Annotated in this window: 13 protein-coding genes; 4 read left to right on the top strand and 9 right to left on the bottom strand. The window is 67.5% G+C overall.

The window, feature by feature from the left end; translation table 11 throughout:
- Positions 1-162: 162 nt before the first annotated feature.
- From pqqB to HCU64_RS07405, 9 genes are all read right to left on the bottom strand, one after another.
- Entirely contained in the window at positions 163-1,062 is a 900-nt protein-coding gene (pqqB, locus tag HCU64_RS07445) for a pyrroloquinoline quinone biosynthesis protein PqqB (RefSeq protein WP_233383198.1), read from the bottom strand.
- Between the two features lie 41 nt (positions 1,063-1,103).
- Positions 1,104-1,193, bottom strand: coding sequence for a pyrroloquinoline quinone precursor peptide PqqA (gene pqqA, locus HCU64_RS07440; RefSeq protein ID WP_007564431.1), 90 nt, complete (start codon positions 1,191-1,193; stop codon positions 1,104-1,106).
- Positions 1,194-1,371: 178 nt separating this feature from the next.
- The gene (locus tag HCU64_RS07435) at positions 1,372-2,076 is read right to left on the bottom strand and encodes a response regulator transcription factor (RefSeq protein WP_233383197.1); all 705 of its coding nucleotides are present in this window, start codon (positions 2,074-2,076) and stop codon (positions 1,372-1,374) included.
- Complete coding sequence (locus tag HCU64_RS07430) at positions 2,073-3,692, bottom strand: sensor histidine kinase (protein ID WP_233383196.1); 1,620 nt, start codon at positions 3,690-3,692, stop codon at positions 2,073-2,075. The genes HCU64_RS07435 and HCU64_RS07430 overlap by 4 nt, the downstream gene beginning before the upstream one ends.
- An 88-nt stretch (positions 3,693-3,780) precedes the next feature.
- Positions 3,781-3,987, bottom strand: coding sequence for a hypothetical protein (locus tag HCU64_RS07425; RefSeq protein WP_233383195.1), 207 nt, complete (start codon positions 3,985-3,987; stop codon positions 3,781-3,783).
- Between the two features lie 108 nt (positions 3,988-4,095).
- A complete protein-coding gene (locus HCU64_RS07420) occupies positions 4,096-4,893 on the bottom strand; it encodes a formylmethanofuran dehydrogenase subunit C (protein WP_233383194.1) in 798 nt (265 codons plus the stop codon).
- Entirely contained in the window at positions 4,890-5,828 is a 939-nt protein-coding gene (gene fhcD / locus HCU64_RS07415; RefSeq protein WP_233383193.1) for a formylmethanofuran--tetrahydromethanopterin N-formyltransferase, read from the bottom strand. Before fhcD ends, HCU64_RS07420 begins: the two co-directional genes overlap by 4 nt.
- Positions 5,829-5,856: 28 nt before the next feature.
- Positions 5,857-7,500: a formylmethanofuran dehydrogenase subunit A gene (locus HCU64_RS07410; protein ID WP_233383192.1), complete on the bottom strand. Its 1,644-nt coding sequence runs from the start codon at positions 7,498-7,500 to the stop codon at positions 5,857-5,859.
- A complete protein-coding gene (locus HCU64_RS07405) occupies positions 7,494-8,570 on the bottom strand; it encodes a formyltransferase (protein WP_233383191.1) in 1,077 nt (358 codons plus the stop codon). The genes HCU64_RS07410 and HCU64_RS07405 overlap by 7 nt, the downstream gene beginning before the upstream one ends.
- A 370-nt stretch (positions 8,571-8,940) precedes the next feature.
- Here HCU64_RS07405 and HCU64_RS07400 point away from each other — a divergent pair, with 370 nt between their 5' ends.
- From HCU64_RS07400 to mch, 4 genes are all read left to right on the top strand, one after another.
- Positions 8,941-9,963 carry a beta-ribofuranosylaminobenzene 5'-phosphate synthase family protein gene (locus tag HCU64_RS07400; protein WP_233383190.1) on the top strand — a complete coding sequence of 341 codons (1,023 nt, stop codon included), beginning with the start codon at positions 8,941-8,943 and terminating at the stop codon, positions 9,961-9,963.
- A gap of 117 nt (positions 9,964-10,080) precedes the next feature.
- A complete protein-coding gene (locus HCU64_RS07395) occupies positions 10,081-10,974 on the top strand; it encodes an NAD(P)-dependent methylenetetrahydromethanopterin dehydrogenase (RefSeq protein WP_233383189.1) in 894 nt (297 codons plus the stop codon).
- A 14-nt stretch (positions 10,975-10,988) separates the two neighbouring features.
- Entirely contained in the window at positions 10,989-12,197 is a 1,209-nt protein-coding gene (locus HCU64_RS07390) for an ATP-grasp domain-containing protein (protein WP_233383188.1), read from the top strand.
- A complete protein-coding gene (mch, locus tag HCU64_RS07385) occupies positions 12,127-13,098 on the top strand; it encodes a methenyltetrahydromethanopterin cyclohydrolase (RefSeq protein WP_233383187.1) in 972 nt (323 codons plus the stop codon). The genes HCU64_RS07390 and mch overlap by 71 nt, the downstream gene beginning before the upstream one ends.
- Positions 13,099-13,105 lie beyond the last annotated feature (7 nt).

Here is a 13,105-nt window from a genome sequence, read left to right as displayed (position 1 = left end):
ATCAATCCGGTGGGCTCAATTGTATCGTGCAAAATATATTGTTCTCGAACGCAATTTCCAGCTTCTCGCGGCGGCTGGCGAACCGCTTGCGATGAGGCTCAAGTCGTTGCGCCAGCTCATCTTATAGCGCAGAATGGCTACGCTATCGTCCTGAGAAAGCTCTTAGAGCGCGAGGCTCAGGCCGTCATGGGCGACGGTCCAGCCGCGCTCTTCCACGCTCGCCCGTTCGGCCGAGTCTTCGACCAGAACGGGGTTCGTGTTGTTGATATGGACGAAGACACGGCGCCCGATATCGACATCGGCCAGCGAGGCGATCGAGCCGGTCTCGCCGTTCATCTGAATATGGCCCATGCGCCAGCCGGTCTTGGTCCCGACGCCAGCGCGGATCATGTCGTCGTCTTCCAGCACCGTCCCGTCGAACAACAGGGCGTCGACTCCCGCGATACGCTGTTTCAGGCCATCGGTGACGCGGGCGCAGCCGGGGATGTAGGCAAGCCGCTTACCACCAGCCTCGATCATGGCGCCGACCGTAGTCTCGGTCTCGGCGCCGATTTTCATGTTGGCGTCCTCCAGCCAGAGCGGCACCTTTCCGGGCACGGAGAACAGTGTAACGGTCAGGCCGGGCACGGGCTCGAAAGCTTGATTCACGGCGATCGGCTGCCGCGTCACGACATTGGCAGCCATCACGTCGAAGACGCGATTGTCGGTGACGGACCCGAGAATGTCAGACGTTCCGTAAAGCGTGAACGTCTGACCTTCGCGAAGGGTCAGCAAGCCAGCGACGTGATCGACATCGCCGTTGGTGAGCAGAACCGAGTGAATCGGCGAGTGACGCAGACCCTCGCGCGGAAACATCGCGCTGTTGGCCTGAATCTGCTGCCGGATATCGGGGGAAGCATTCACGAGGAGCCAGCGTTCTCCGTCCGGAGAGACTGCGATGCTCGACTGCGTGCGGGACTTTACGCGGGGGTCACCTGCCCAAGCCATTGAGCAGATGGAGCAGCGGCAGTTCCACTGAGGAACACCGCCGCCGGCAGCCGAGCCGAGGATCACGACATGCATGGATGAACCCGCTGCCTGCGATCCCCGGCCGGCGCTACACCTTAGTTGAAGGTGTCGATCTCAGCCGACTCGTAGCTCGTGACTTCCATGCCGACGCAGATCTCGGAAACGACGGGGGCGGCCCACTTCATGGCATCTCTCCAATATTTCTAGAACGTCAGCAGCATCCGCATGGCTCTATAAGAGAATGCTAAGACACTGACGGCGCTAAGATTTCTTGCGCGAGAGCTATATCGCCAATTCCACCCGGCGCCGCAAGAGCCAAATTGCCGGATTTACCCAAAATACCGTGAGCTGGATTGCCGAACGTTAATGACGGAAGTCTTGGCCGCGCAGGTCGAGCATGAATCCTTTGCCGCGCACGGTCGTGATGATCGGGCCGCCGAAGCGCACGAAATCGGACAGCTTGCTGCGCAGGTAACCCACGTAGACATCGACCACATTCAGCGAGAGACCGCCCTGGGTCGCCCAGAGCTTGTCGAAGATCGTGCCGCGCGCGATCGGCTTATTGACCTCTTCCATCAACAGGGCGAGCAGCTCGGCCTCACGGGGGGTGAGGCGTGCCGACGCATCCCCAAAAGAGACCTGGCGAACATTGAGATCGAGCACGAGACGACCCGCCGTCACGATGGTTCGCGGCGAATCGGCCTCGCGCCGGCGCAGCAGATGCGTCTGCAGGCGAGCAAGCAGCTCGTCGAAGACGAACGGCTTGACGATGTAATCGTCCGCGCCGAGCGCCAGCCCCTCGGCCCGGTCACGGATCTCGTCGCGGGCGCTGAGAAACAGGATCGCACCGGGATAGCCGCCCTCACGCAGGGACCGGCAGACGTCGTGGCCAGAGCCGTCGGGCAGGGTGATGTCGAGGACCACGGCCTCGGGGGAATCGTCGCGCGCCGCGCTCAGCGCATCGTCGACGCGCTCGGCCATGCCGACGGAGAAGCCCTCGGCTTCGAGGCCCCGGGCGAGCATGCCGCGGATGTCACTGTCGTCCTCGACGATCAAAACGCGCGTCATGCCACTCCCGTCCTCACCCGTTCGCGACCGTGGTCAGCCGCGGCCATATCGGCGGCCGGCAACTCGATCGTCACGCGCGCCCCGCATCCGTCAACGCCGGCGCCCAGGCTTATGATGCCATCATGCCGCTCTATCACCCAGCGCGCTAGAGCTAAGCCTATGCCGAATCCCGGCTCTCCCGAATGCGCGTCGCGCCGGAACCGCTCGAACAAGTCCTCGCCCTGCTCGGGAAAGCCCGGGCCGTCATCGGTAACGGTGATCCGCGCTTGAACGCCTCCGGCGTTGCGACTTTCGGCGAGTGCGATCACGATCCGTGTCAGGCCGGTAGCATGGCGAAGCGCATTGTCGGTCAGACTCTCCACCACTTGGCGCAGCCATTCGGGATCGGCCCGCAGCTCAACGTCGCGCTCTCCCGGCTCCAGGCTCAGTGCCACACGGCGTTTCGCTGCCTCGCTCGCTGCGCCTTCGACGGCAGCGGTCAGCACGGCGAGTGCGCTCACCGGGCGACGGTCCAACTCGATCTGGCCGGACTCCGAGCGCGCGACGCGCAGCAGATCCTCGACCCGGCGCTTCAAGCCCTGCGCCCGCTTGCGGATCGTCGCGAAGACGGGTCCGTAATCGACCGTGCGGCCGGCCGACCGACTGGCGAGATCGCATTCGCCGAGGATCACGGTGAGAGGCGTGCGAAGCTCGTGGCTGACATCGGCGAAGAAGCGGCGCCGGGAGCGGTCGACCATCTCGAGCCGCTCGTTCGCAGCGCGCAGATCCGCCGTACGCGCCTCAATCGTATCCTCGAGTGCAGCGCGGTCCGCCGCGACGTGGCGCTCGCGGCGCCCGAGCCGCGCCGCCATCCGGTTGAAGTTCGCGACGAGCAGGCCGAGTTCGTCACGCGTCGCCACAGAGAGTCGCGTGTCGAGGGCACCGCTGCCGACGGCACCCGCCGCCAACCGCACAGCCTCGATGCGCGCCAGGGTCGGCCGCGTCACACTCCGATAGAGCACCAGGACGAGGCCCAGAGCGATGGCGAGACCGATGAGCGACAGAGTCCGCATCCGCTGCGACACGGTGCGGGCTTCATCCGAGCCGGCCGTCATGGCGCGTCGCTCGGATTCGATCAGCAGGGAAAGCGGCTGCCCGGTCATCGCGCCGAAGGCGTTCAGGGCGCCCTGGATCGAATCCTTGCGCTTGTCGGGGTCGATTTCGCGTTGGATCTGATAGACTTGCCGGTCGAGGATGACGCGGGCGGAGCGAAGCTTCATCAGCGGTCGCGTCCGCGCCATGTACTGGATCTGCTCGACCCGATCCTCACTTGCGGCCAGGCCACCGCCGATAGCGGCTTCGACCGTATTCAGAGCCTTGTCCACCGCCTCTCGGGTGATCGAGAGCGCCTCGGGAGGCGTGTCGGGGTTTCCGAGGGTCTCGACCGCGGCGAGGCCATATTGGGTCAGGCGGCCGGACAGCTCGGCCAGCAATTCGAGGCGATGCTGGGCGGCGAGCACCCGGTCGATCGTGCGCTCGGACAGAGTCGTCGACCACAACACGCTCGCCGCGGCCAGCATGACGAGCAGCGCCGTCCCGAGCAGCAACAGCGCGAACCGAACTTTGAGCGAACGCATCGTCTCCGACCCTGTCGGCCCTTGGCCGTGAGCACGACAGTGTCACCACCGTGCCGTGGGGCCAAGCGCCGGCGCCTCGGCGCCCCCATCACAAGTCGTTCTGAAGCTTGGCTTTGCTGACGCAGCGCCACGACTTGATGGTCAGGTCCGGGTGCTCACCGGCCCATTGGGCAAGCGTCGCCTGCGAGTTCCTCAAGCAGATCGCCGGGTTCTGGTTGCCCAATGACAGGTTGATCCGTTCCTCGTGGCACTTCGCCGGCTCGGCGAGGAGGCAGACGGACAACAGCAGGAACATCGTTTGCAGGCCTCGCGTCCGGAGCTCGGGCTCACAGGGCCCAACGCCATCAACTGGGACGATCCGGAAAGCCGGCAAGAGATATTGTGCAGGCCGGGTCGGGCAATCTTATCCGGCCGGCGTGAACAGCTCGCCCTTGCCGATCGTGGCGAGATCACCCGAGTAACGCCGCATCGGCCCCTTCAAGAGATCGAGGTTCTTGGCCCCAAGGGTCCCGATCGAACGGGCGAGCAGGCGCAGGAAAACGAGGTCGGGGGTGCCGGTTTCGGCGAAGGTCGGCAGCAGCGTGCCGTGACTTCCTGCGACGATGGTGCCGCGGCGCATGCCGTAGCCCGGCTCGTCGCCCACCACTCCGGCCACGATGGTCCCTGCGATCATGCGTTGCCCCACGCGGGCACCCGCCTTTTGAACGAGGATGATGCCGCGCCGCATGCGGTCACCGAGCTTGTCGCCGGCGCTGCCATTGATGATCAGCGTCGCGCCATCGAGCCCGGCCTTGGCGGCGTAGACCGCGCCGCCAGCATGGTCGCCGGCATCGCCTTCGATGGTGATGATGCCACCGGTAGCGCCGGTCCCGGCAAATGGCCCCGCCGAACCAGTGACCATAAGGCTGCCGCCGGCCATGCCCTCGCCGAGCCGCTGCCCGACATTGCCCTCGACACGGATCGAGCCTTCGGACAGGGCCGCACCGACGCGGTCGAGCCGCGCGGAGCCACCCTCGATGGTCAGGCTATTGGAGCCGTCGAGCTTGATCGCGAAGATATCACCAAGCGTAAGCCCACGTCGGCTCGTACCGACGGGAAGCTTGGCGGCATCCGCATGCGAGAGGCTGCTCAGCGCCTTCGGCGTGATGTTCAGCAGGTCGATTCGCTCGACCGGCTCGGAGCGCAGGGTGAGGGTGCTCATGCGATCGGCGCCTCTCCGAGCAGGTCCTTGAGATGGTAGTGGTGGCGCCCGAGGTTGCCGCCGTAATTGCCGGCCGTCACTGCGATCAGGCCATGCGCCTCGCCCGCTTGGGTCGCGGCGTGCAGCCCCCGGCGCATCGACTCGGCCACCGCCTTGGAGGTCAGGGCGTCGATGACGATCTCGAGCACCACTCCGCATTCGGGCGGCAGCTCGGAGCCGGCACGACCTTTCAGCGTCGGACAATAGGCATCGTTAGTGGAGGCCATCATGCCCTTGGTGCGGCCACCTACTTTTGAGCCGGAGCGGACGATGCCACCGGGGAAGGGAAGGATCGCCCCGGGCACCGATTTCGCCGCCTCGACCGCGATCTCGGCAACCTTCAGCGTCTCGGAATGGACCCGGCCGAGGAAGAGCAGGTTGCCACCGCCGACGGCGCCGTCGACCGCGCGGACCGAGTCTTCGCAGAGGAACTCGCCATCCATCACCGGAACGCGCCAGTAGCGGCGCAGCTTGCCCTGAGCATCCGGCAGGCGCTTGGCCACGGCGAAACCGTCGCCGAAATAGCGGATCGCGCCACCGAGCTTGATCTTCGTGGGGCCTTCGACACCGGCGTAGCAGGCCGTCCCGGGGCAGGTCAGGATGCACTGGCCGACGCGCTTCAGGAGCTGGTCCTTCAGCCCGTTGGGCTCGAAGCCGAATAGCAGGATGCGCACGCCCGGGCGGCCGTCCGGCGTCTCTTCCGGCGAGAGCTCGGCATCGATGCCGGCCTCGGCGCCGCAGCCAATCACCGAGGTGGCGAACCCGGTCATCACGGTGGCCGCGATCATCGCCCATTTAGGGGTGTCGTTGGTCACGATGATCGCCGTGCCGGCGACGTCGAAGGCCTCGGCGAAGGTGTCGACGACGCGGATGCCGTTGAGGGTGAAATCAGCCATCAGTCGCCCGCCCCGGTTCGGTCACGCATCACGCCCGGCATGCGACGTCCTCGAAGTTCTCGGTCTCGGAGAAGGCCGCGTCGGGCACGGCGAAGCTGTCGAGCCCCTGGCCGTAGCGGTCCTGCAGATAGGTCTCACTGCGCTTGACGATGGCGGCATCCGCCTCGACGTCGAGTTCCAGCGTGCGGCCGAAGCGCCACGTCGTGATCTCGCCGTCCTCGACGATGGTCTCGCCATCCTTCAGCACCAGCTTGGCGCGTGAGAACATCGCCGTGCGGTCCGGGCTGTCGCGATAGACCGCCACGTCCGCCTTGGCGCCGACGCGCAGATGGCCGCGATCGGTCAGGCCGAGGAGCTTGGCCGGACCCGAGCGGGTGAGCTGGGCGATCTCGCTGAGCGTGTATTCGCGCTCGATCGTCGGCAGGCTCGACCGCTCGCCGACCACGGCCGGCAGCGTCGCGATCTCCTTCTCGCGCTCCTCGCGGCTCATCAGCAGGTGGATGATGCGCGGATATTCGGTGAAGACGCCACCATTCGGGTGGTCGGTGGTGAGGATGGTGCGCTCGGGGTCCTTCGACAGGAGCATCAGCTCCAGGCCGATCGCCCATTGCAGCGAAGAAACGCCGCCGCGTGGCTTGTAGAGGAACGGCACCACGCCGCCGCCCTCGGCATCGCCGGCGCTGAGCGCCCACTTCTTCGGGTTCGCGCCCTTGCGGCCCGCGAACTGGCGCAGAACGTCGAGCGAGATCGTCACCGTCTGGCCGAACACGACCTGGCCGACGTCGAAGGTCGCGTTCGGGTGCGCCTCCATTGCCTCGGTGATGCGCTCAGCCGCGGAACGGAAGCCGCCAGTTAGCGGGTTCTCCTTGTCGACCGCGCCATAGGCGTAGAACTGGGCGTGGGCGAAGTGGATGCGTCGGCCCTCGGCCGCGTCCAGCGTCGAGACGAAGGAATCGTCCGCTCCAGGCAGGCCGAGATTGTTGCAGTGGACGTGCAGCGGATGCGGCACGCCGATTTCCTCGACCGCGTCGAGAAGCGCCGTCATGATCTTCCGCGTCGAGAGCCCATAGACCGGGATCTCGTCATCGAGGCTCAGCTTCAGCACGCCGTCCTTGAAGGCCGAGGCGCCACCGGCATTGATGCACTTCACGCCGAGGCCGCGGGCATGGGACAGCGTATGGGCGACGAGATCGCGCACCGCGTTCTTACCTTCGCCATCGCGCAGGATCTGCAGGAGGTGGTCGTCGTTGCCGAGCACGGCGAGCGCGCCGCGGTCGAGCAGCGGGATGTCTGCGAGTTCGAGATGGGTGGCGAGCGCGTTCGAGGGCGGCAGGGCCGGCTCGACGGCGGTGGTGTAGCCCATCTTGGCGTAGTTTGCGCCAACCCAGGATCCCGAGCCGCCGGCATGGGCGAAGGGATGGCCGTTCGGCGCGGACTCGCTGACGTAGAGGTCCGGCAGCAGCAGGCGGCTCATCACCACGTTGCCGCCGGCGATGTGCGAATGGACCTCGACGCCGCCCGCCATGACCACGCAGCCCGTGGCATCCACGGTGCGGTCAGGCGTGCGCTCGGACGGCGCGACGATCTTGCCGTTCTCGATCCAGACGTCGCCGACGGCATCGCGCCCGTCGGTCGGATCGACGACCCGGCCGCCCTGGATGCGAATCAGCATGAGGCGCCTTTCTCTTCGACCTTCTTGGCGATGCCGGCGATGACGCTCGCAGCCGTGTCGGCGACGGCTTTGCCCGTCGCCTCGACATAGCCGATCACGCCGCGGCGCTCATTCCAGACGGCCCCACCGGCGGAGCTGCCGGGCACGCCGACCGTAATGACAATCTCGGCCGTCTCGGGACGCGCATCCGCGCTGCCCTCGCCGACGATCGCGATGGCGGGCAGGCTGCCGAGCCAGTCCGGCCGCGGCGAGGGAAGAGAGGCGAGCCAGAGCGCAGCGTCCACCTCGCCCGCAGCAACCTGACGGGCGCTATCGAAGCGCCATGGGTCGTGTTCGGGCAAGTGCCGGCCGAAGCCGACACGGGGAGCTTGGCCCGTGGTCCAGGCTGCGAGTTGGGTCACCGCGCGGCCCTGGAACGGATCGGCTAACGGCAGGGCGAAGACGCGGGTGGTCTCAGCGAGATCCTTGAGGAGGCCGAGGAGCATGTCCGTGCCGGCCTCGCCGATCTCGCCGGCATCATAGATCACGACGCCGAACTTCGCGGCCAGAAGGCGCTTGGCGAGGTCGCCGAACGCTTCCTCCCCGGCATAGTTTCCGCGGACGAAGGCGCGCAGATGACCGATGGCGACATCGAGGCTCGCATTGCCGACCCCATAGGCGACATGACGGCTGCTGCCATTCGCCGAGCCGCCGAGCGAGAGCACCGAGCGATCCGCGCCAGCCGCACGACCACGCACCGGCTTGGTTTTCGCTAGCTCCGCGACCAGATCGCCGTCCCAGGGGCGTTTACCGATCACGAGAACGGTGTCGGCGCGGCCCAGCGCTTCGGGCGCCGTGGTGGTGAGGGCGCCCGAGGCGCTGATCGACCCGAGCTCGGCATAGAGGCTGTCGCCGGCGGCCGGGTCGAGCGAAGCGCCGATGCGGTCGGCGAGGCGATAGGCGGCGCGGACCGCGGCCAACTCGGCGCTCAGGCCGGCGAAGACGGGCGTGCGTGCGGTTGCGAGTAAGGTTGCAGCGGCATCCACCGCCGCGTCCGTATCGGCCGCGTTTCCTTTGACCCAGGCTGCCATCGTCCTCCCCGTCCGAGCCTTCAGCCGCGACCACTTCGGATCGAAGCCGGCCGCCCATTCCCGACGAGGGAAGGAGCGTTCCGAAACGTTTGCTTCTGCACGAGGCAGGCGATGCGGGTTTTGCATCGGCGACCCGTGCCCGGCAAGCCCTGCCGGGGAGATTTCGCAAGCATGGCCCGAGGGATCGGCACGTCGCGAGGACTTGACAAGACTGGAGTTTTCAGAGGCCTGAGCCTCTCGGGCGCACCGGTCCACAAGTCCGATCTTGGCCGAGCACGCCTGTTGTTCCCGAAGGCTCCTCGTGGGACAAGCCGGCGAGTTCGACCCGCGCGAGAGGCGCGGGCCACTCGGGACAGGAGAGGGTGTCGTCGTGGCCGAGTCCGCTGACAGGATGGGCGCAACCACGACGGGTTCCGTAAGGAGACCCGAGGACGGCATCCCGGCTATCGGCCGCAGCGCCGCGGTGCGCGTGCGCGCCCCGGCCAGACTTCATTTCGGCTTCCTCGACATGCATGGCGGCCTCGGCCGGCGCTTCGGAAGCATCGGGCTGGCCATCGACAGCCCCGCGCTTCAGATCAAGGCAAGCGCCGCTGCGCGAGCCTCCGCCAAGGGGGCCGAGGCCGAGCGCATTCGCACCTACCTACTCGCGGCGGCGGCCCATCTCGACGTGTCCGATGCCGTCGCCATCGAGGTCGAGGAGTCGATCCCGGCCCATGCCGGATTCGGTTCGGGAACGCAGCTAGCGCTCGCGGTGGCGGCCGCGCTCGCCCGGCTCAATGGCCTCTCCGTCGACCTGCTCGATTTCGCCGACGTGCTCGAACGTGGCAACCGCTCCGGCGTCGGGCTCGCCGCCTTCACCGAGGGCGGTCTCATCGTCGATGGCGGTCGCGACGCAAGCGGCGCGCCGCCGCCGGTGATCTCGCGGCTGCCATGGCCCGAGGCGTGGCGCGTGGTGCTGATCCTCGACGAGGGCGCGACCGGCGTGCACGGCCATCGCGAGACGGAGGCCTTTCGCGATCTCCCTCCCTTCGAGGAATCGCGCGCCGCGGAGATCTGCCGCATCACCCTGATGCAGGTGCTCCCGGCCATCGCCACGGCCGACCTCGACACGTTCGGGCGGGGCATCACGACGATCCAGGATCGGATCGGCGATTATTTCGCGCCCCACCAGGGCGGGCGCTATGCCAGCGCCGCAGTTGCCGAGGTCCTACGAAGCGTGGCGGCACAAGGCATCTCCGGCTACGGCCAGAGCTCCTGGGGGCCGACGGGCTTCGCACTCATGCGATCGGAGCGGGACGCGCAGGCGCTGGTCGCATCTTTGGAGCGGCCGGGTCGTTTGCGCTTCGTCATCGCCAAGGGCCGAAACGACGGCGCGTCGATCGCCGAGATCTAGAGTTTTTCTTCTCGCCCGTTCAAGAAACCTGAGCTTGACCGACGCGAGCCCCATCGGCTTTGCACGGGACGTCGTTGCCGAATGACAGACGTGCCCGGGACAAGAGGACACTGCATCATGGCCCGCTCGATCCTCCACATGCTGACGCCGCTCAAGTACATGAGCCCGTTCGACGTCAACATGGCAGTGGATGCCGGCTTCGAGACCATCGTCACCTATGCCGAGGTGAACCTCGCCGACGTCGTCTCGATCACTCAGGATTCGATCTTCTCGCGTGCCCCGCAGGATGGCGTGCGCACCGGCATCTTCATCGGCGGCAAGAATGCCGAGGACGCTCTCGACATGGTGGACCGGGCCAAGAAGGCGTTCGTACCGCCTTTCGCCAACCACATCTTCGCCGACCCGGCCGGCTCCTTCACCACGGGCGCCGCCATGGTCGCGGAGGTATCCCGCGCGCTGAAGGCGAAGTTCGGTACCGATCTCAAGGGCAAGCGCATCGTGATCTTCGGCGGCGCCGGCGTCGTCGCCTACGTCGCGGCGGTGATCGGAGCGCTTGAGGGTGCCAAGACCGTGCTCGTCGGCCATGACGGCGAGGAGCGCGTTTCGAAGATCGCCTTCACCATGAAGTGGCGCTTCGGCATCGAGGTCGGCGCCGTCGACGGCACCACTCCGGAGGATCGGCGCAAGGCGATTACGGACGCCGACGTGATCCTCTCCGCCGGCCCTGCCGGCATCCCGATCCTCTCGGCGACCGATCTCGAATCCGCGCCGAAGCTGCTGGTCGCCTCGGACGTCAACGCGGTCCCGCCCGCCGGCATCGCCGGGATCGACGTGAACGCCAAGGATGTGGCGTTGCCCACCGGCAAGGGCGTCGGCATCGGTGCGCTGGCCGTCGGAAACGTGAAATACCAGACGCAGTCTCGCCTGTTCCAGCGCATGCTGGCGGCAGAAGAGCCGCTCTGCCTCGACTTCCGCGACGCTTACAAGCTCGCCGTCGAGGTGGCGGGCTGACCCCTTCGAGCCCGATGCGCGACGCGGTCCTGATCGCAGCCCAGTCGGGGCGGGCGCTGGCCCAGGCCGCCCGGCGAGCCGGGTTGCGGCCCTACGTGCTCGACCTGTTCGGTGACGAGGACACCCTGGAACTCGCCGACGGGCATCGCACGCTGTCCGGCCGCTTCGGCATGGCCCGCAGCGGCGCAGAGTCGGTTCTTGCGGGGCTCGACGATCTGACGGCGCGCGCCGGCAATCGGGTACTCGGCGTGATCCTCGGCAGTGGCTTCGAGGACGCACCGGCACTGATGGCCCGCATCGCCGCCCGCCATCGCCTGATCGGCGCCGGTCCCGGCACCGTGGCCGCGCTCAAGGACCCGCTCCTGTTCGCCAGTCTATGCGAACGTCTCTCGATCCCGCATCCGCGCATCTCGGTCGAACCGGTTGCGGACCGGCGCGCCTGGCTCCTGAAGCGGGCCGGAGGTTCCGGCGGCAGCCACATCCGCGCGGCGACCGCCGGTCATGCGCCGCCTGATCACTATTTCCAGCAGCGCGTCCCCGGCCGCGCCCACGCCCTGAACTTCTTGGCCGACGGGCGCGACATTGCGGCGCTCGCGGTCACCGAGCAGTGGAGCCATCCGAGCGCGGTCCGTCCCTACCGCTATGCAGGTGCCGTCGCACGCGGCAGCGGCGAGCCCGCAGCCCTCTCCGTGCCGCTCGTCGCCGAGATCGCGGCGGCCGTTGGGCGTCTCGCCAAGGCGACCGCGCTGCGCGGCCTCGCCAGCGCGGATCTGCTGGTCGACGGCGACGCATGGTGGCTCCTGGAGATCAATCCGCGGGCCGGCGCCACGCTCGATCTGCTCGATCGGCGTCGGACGCCACTTCTCGTGCAGCAGGTCGAGGCTAGTCTCGGGAACCTGCCGGCGCTCGACCCATCACCGGTTGATGCGGCCGGTTCGGAAATCTGTTACGCGGCCCACCGTTACGCCTCCGTGCCACCGCTCGAATGGCCCGATTTCACGCGCGATCGACCGCGGGGGGGCTCCCTCGTGGCGCGGGACGCACCCTTCTGCACGGTCACGGCAAGCGGCCCGGATTCCGAGGCCGTCCGACAATCATTGCGGGACAGGGCCGGCGCCATCGCCGCCCTGCTCGATGGGAGAGAGGACACCCATGGCTACCGATATCAAGCCGCCGAGCATCAACGCGCTGGCAGCGCCGCTGGTCGACCGTCTGGTCGCTGACGCGGACGTCCTGCGGCTCGCCGTCTCCCGCGAGAGCGGAGCCCGCATGGTCGATGCCGGCTCGCAGGTACGCGGCTCGATCGAGGCCGGGCGCCGTCTGGCTGAGATCTGCATGGGCGGCCTCGGCACGGTGACCATCGCTCCGACCGGGCCGATCGCCTCCTGGCCGTACTCGGTCGTCGTCCACTCGGCCGATCCGGTTCTGGCCTGCCTCGGCAGCCAGTATGCCGGCTGGAGCCTCGCCGACGAGACGGGCGATTCCGGCTTCTTCGCACTGGGCTCCGGTCCGGGACGCGCCGTCGCCGTGGTCGAGGAGCTCTACAAGGAGTTGAACTACCGCGACTCCGCCGGCAGCACCGTGCTCGTCCTCGAATCGGGCAGCGCCCCGCCGGCATCGGTGGTGGCGAAGGTCGCCGAGGCCACCGGGCTGCGGGCCGAACAGCTCACATTCGTCTACGCTCCGACCCAGAGCCTCGCCGGCGCGACCCAGGTCGTCGCCCGCGTGCTCGAAGTGGCACTCCACAAGGCGCACACGGTCGGCTTCGACCTGCATGCCATCGTCGATGGGATCGGCTCTGCGCCGCTCTCGCCGCAGCACCCCGACTTCGTGAAGGCGATGGGTCGTACGAACGACGCCATCATCTATGGCGGCCGAGTGCAGCTCTTCGTGGATGCCGAGGATGCCGATGCGCGCCAGCTCGCCGAGCAGCTTCCGTCGACGACGTCGAGCGACCATGGCGCGCCCTTCGCCGAGATCTTTTCCCGCGTGAACGGCGACTTCTACAAGATCGACGGCGCGCTGTTCTCGCCGGCGGAGGCGATCGTGACCTCGATCCGCACCGGCAGCACCTTCCGCGGCGGCCGGCTCGAGCCGAGCCTCGTCGACGCATCGTTCGCGTAAGGCATCC

The sequence above is a fragment of the Methylobacterium sp. C25 genome, assembly GCF_021352225.1.
Lineage (GTDB): Bacteria > Pseudomonadota > Alphaproteobacteria > Rhizobiales > Beijerinckiaceae > Methylobacterium.
The sequence above is the reverse complement of the archived record's forward strand: the minus strand, read 5'-3'. Positions and strand labels throughout refer to the sequence as shown.

What these genes read in the sequence shown, in the direction of transcription:
- HCU64_RS07435 (WP_233383197.1), bottom strand. Translation starts at nt 2,076, where the DNA reads ATGACGCGCGTTTTGATCGTCGAGGACGACAGTGACATCCGCGGCATG.
- mch (WP_233383187.1), top strand. Translation starts at nt 12,127, where the DNA reads ATGGCTACCGATATCAAGCCGCCGAGCATCAACGCGCTGGCAGCGCCG.
- fhcD (WP_233383193.1), bottom strand. Translation starts at nt 5,828, where the DNA reads ATGGCTGATTTCACCCTCAACGGCATCCGCGTCGTCGACACCTTCGCC.
- HCU64_RS07425 (WP_233383195.1), bottom strand. Translation starts at nt 3,987, where the DNA reads ATGTTCCTGCTGTTGTCCGTCTGCCTCCTCGCCGAGCCGGCGAAGTGC.
- pqqA (WP_007564431.1), bottom strand. Translation starts at nt 1,193, where the DNA reads ATGAAGTGGGCCGCCCCCGTCGTTTCCGAGATCTGCGTCGGCATGGAA.
- HCU64_RS07420 (WP_233383194.1), bottom strand. Translation starts at nt 4,893, where the DNA reads ATGAGCACCCTCACCCTGCGCTCCGAGCCGGTCGAGCGAATCGACCTG.
- pqqB (WP_233383198.1), bottom strand. Translation starts at nt 1,062, where the DNA reads ATGCATGTCGTGATCCTCGGCTCGGCTGCCGGCGGCGGTGTTCCTCAG.
- HCU64_RS07430 (WP_233383196.1), bottom strand. Translation starts at nt 3,692, where the DNA reads ATGCGTTCGCTCAAAGTTCGGTTCGCGCTGTTGCTGCTCGGGACGGCG.
- HCU64_RS07395 (WP_233383189.1), top strand. Translation starts at nt 10,081, where the DNA reads ATGGCCCGCTCGATCCTCCACATGCTGACGCCGCTCAAGTACATGAGC.
- HCU64_RS07390 (WP_233383188.1), top strand. Translation starts at nt 10,989, where the DNA reads ATGCGCGACGCGGTCCTGATCGCAGCCCAGTCGGGGCGGGCGCTGGCC.
- HCU64_RS07405 (WP_233383191.1), bottom strand. Translation starts at nt 8,570, where the DNA reads ATGGCAGCCTGGGTCAAAGGAAACGCGGCCGATACGGACGCGGCGGTG.
- HCU64_RS07410 (WP_233383192.1), bottom strand. Translation starts at nt 7,500, where the DNA reads ATGCTGATTCGCATCCAGGGCGGCCGGGTCGTCGATCCGACCGACGGG.